The following is a 2,162-nucleotide window of genomic DNA, read 5'->3' on the forward strand; positions in this document are numbered from 1 at the left end:
CGACCGGGCCCGCGTCCGGTTCCGCCTGACCGGCCTCGCGTCCGGTCCCGCGTCCGGCCCGATTCCATCGCCAAGAGCGTTCCGCACACGTTTCTCGAGGGCAGTCTCAGGTAGCTAGCGCAACACCGTCGATTAGTTCGGTCATCTTCGCATGGGGACTGTGGAAGCCGAGGGTTTCTCGGGGGCGGATGTTGAGAAGGCGCTCGGTCTCGGCGATTTCGGCGTCGCTGAGGGTGTTGAAGTCGGTGCCCTTGGGGTAGAAGTCCCGGATCAGGCCGTTGGTGTTCTCGTTGGATCCGCGCTGCCAGGGCGAGTGCGGATCGCAGAAGAAGACCGGGCAGCCGGTCTTGACGGTGAACGCGGCGTGCGCTGCCATCTCGGTGCCCTGGTCCCAGGTGATCGTGGCCACCAATCGGGAGGGCAACGCCGCGATCATCTGAGCCAGAACGTCGGTGACGGTGGCGCTGTCCCGGCAGCCGGGAAGCCTGCCGATCAGCACGTACCGGGTCTGGCGCTCGACCAGGGTGACGATGCCGGAGTTGTTCGGCCCCACCACCAGATCGCCCTCCCAGTGCCCGGGCACGGCACGGTCCTCTACCTCGGCCGGCCGGTCGGAAAGCCGCGCCCCGTGCAGCCACGGGCGGGAGGTGCGCGGTGGCAGCTGGGAGGCGGGAACGCGGCCCTTGCGCCCCGATCGCAGCGCCTTTTCGACCTTGAGCTCCTGCCGCAGCGCACCCTTGCCCTGGACATATAAGGCCTGGTAGATCGTCTCGTGGGACACGTGCATCTCCGGCTGCTCGGGGAACATCAACCGCAGCTGGCCGGCGACCTGCTCAGGTGAGAACCGTTGGTTCAACCGGGCGATGACCTCGCCGCGCAGCTGCGCGGTCTCCAGCTTGCCCGGCCGGCAGCGTGCGCGCTTGCCCAGGGCCAGCAGGTGGGCCAACCGGGCGTCGTAGCGTCGCTTGCCCCAGTGCTCGAACGAGTGGGCAGCCAGCTCCCGGCAAATCGTCGAGGCGGCCACCCCCAGACCCCGAGCGATCGCCCGCACACCGGCCGGAGTCGGCAGCTCGAACATGGCCTGGATATAGACCCGGTCGAACAAGCTCAACCGGCGATAACTCGCCAACTTCTCCAAGGGTCGCTGGGTCCCGGCCGTCCCGGGATCCACGCCCACGCCACCGTGCCGGCCCACGTCAAACGTCATGCCCGCCAGCTTGGCCCACCTCCACGCCGTAGCCACGCTGACACCCCACTGCGCCGCGGCATCACGCCCGCTACTTCCCTCGAGCAGGGACCGACACACCCCCGCCCGCAGTCTCCAGTCCAACTCTTGAGCCACCACACACCCCGATCAGTCAGGGTGTTGCGCTAGCTCCTGGAGACCACCGAGAAGAGGGTGAGCGGAACGCTCTTCTCGACGGAGAGGCGGGCGCCGGGGGCGGGCGCCGAGGGCTCGCGGGTTACTCGTGCCCCGGCTGGGGCAGGTCCTCGGTGAGGTGGCGGAACGCGTCCAGGTTGCGCAGCGGCTCACCGCGCGAGACGCGCCACTCCCACTCGCGGCGGATCGAGGTGTGGAAGCCGGTCTCGAGCAGGATGTTGAAGTCGTGATCCGCCGCCTCGAGCACCTGGCCCAACACGCGGTCGAGCTCCTCCTCGGTCACCGCGACCAGCGGCATCCGGCCCACCAGGTAGATGTCGCCGTTGTTGTCCAGCGTGTACGCCACCTGGTACAGCCGACGGTTGCGCCGCAGCAGGTACTTGTAGACCCTCTCGAAGTCCTCGTCGGGCTTGCGGCAGACGAATGCCTCGATCCGCACGCTCTCCCGGTTCACCGTCAGATGGCAGGCGGTCTTGAGCCGCTTCTCCCCCGGCAGCTGGACCACGAAAACGCGGCCGTCGGCCAACGTCGACTCGATGTCCCGCTCCACCAGGAAGCGTCGGATCAACTCGAGGGTGGGGCGGTCGACGTCGTCGGCACCGCGCGGCGCGGACCCGCCGTCGTCGTCCATGCGCTTGTTCTCGGTGGGGTCGATCATGGTGACTCCTTCGGTTCGACGGCCCGGACTCGTGAGCGATTCGTCACGGGGGCTTGTTCGGACGGGGCCGGGTTCGCGGGCCGGGGTCGCGGGCCGCGCCGCTGCGGTCCGGATTCGCGCGCC

General features: G+C 68.8%; 2 protein-coding genes. Both read right to left on the minus strand.

All coding sequences use genetic code 11. The annotated features are described in order from the left end of the window. Nucleotides 1-106 precede the first annotated feature (106 nt). On the minus strand, nt 107-1,207 hold the full coding sequence (locus tag G6020_RS12860) for an IS30 family transposase (RefSeq protein ID WP_182610888.1): 1,101 nt from the start codon (nt 1,205-1,207) through the stop codon (nt 107-109). A 256-nt stretch (nt 1,208-1,463) separates the two neighbouring features. Next, nucleotides 1,464-2,012, minus strand: coding sequence for a YbjN domain-containing protein (locus G6020_RS12865; protein WP_179525998.1), 549 nt, complete (start codon nt 2,010-2,012; stop codon nt 1,464-1,466). Between the last annotated feature and the right edge of the window lie 150 nt (nt 2,013-2,162).

It is taken from the genome of Dietzia sp. B19 (assembly GCF_014145155.1).
In the GTDB taxonomy this organism is placed as follows: Bacteria; Actinomycetota; Actinomycetes; order Mycobacteriales; family Mycobacteriaceae; genus Dietzia; species Dietzia natronolimnaea.

Coding starts and splice junctions, on each gene's coding strand:
- G6020_RS12860 (WP_182610888.1), bottom strand. CDS start 1,207: ATGACGTTTGACGTGGGCCGGCACGGTGGCGTGGGCGTGGATCCCGGG.
- G6020_RS12865 (WP_179525998.1), bottom strand. CDS start 2,012: ATGGACGACGACGGCGGGTCCGCGCCGCGCGGTGCCGACGACGTCGAC.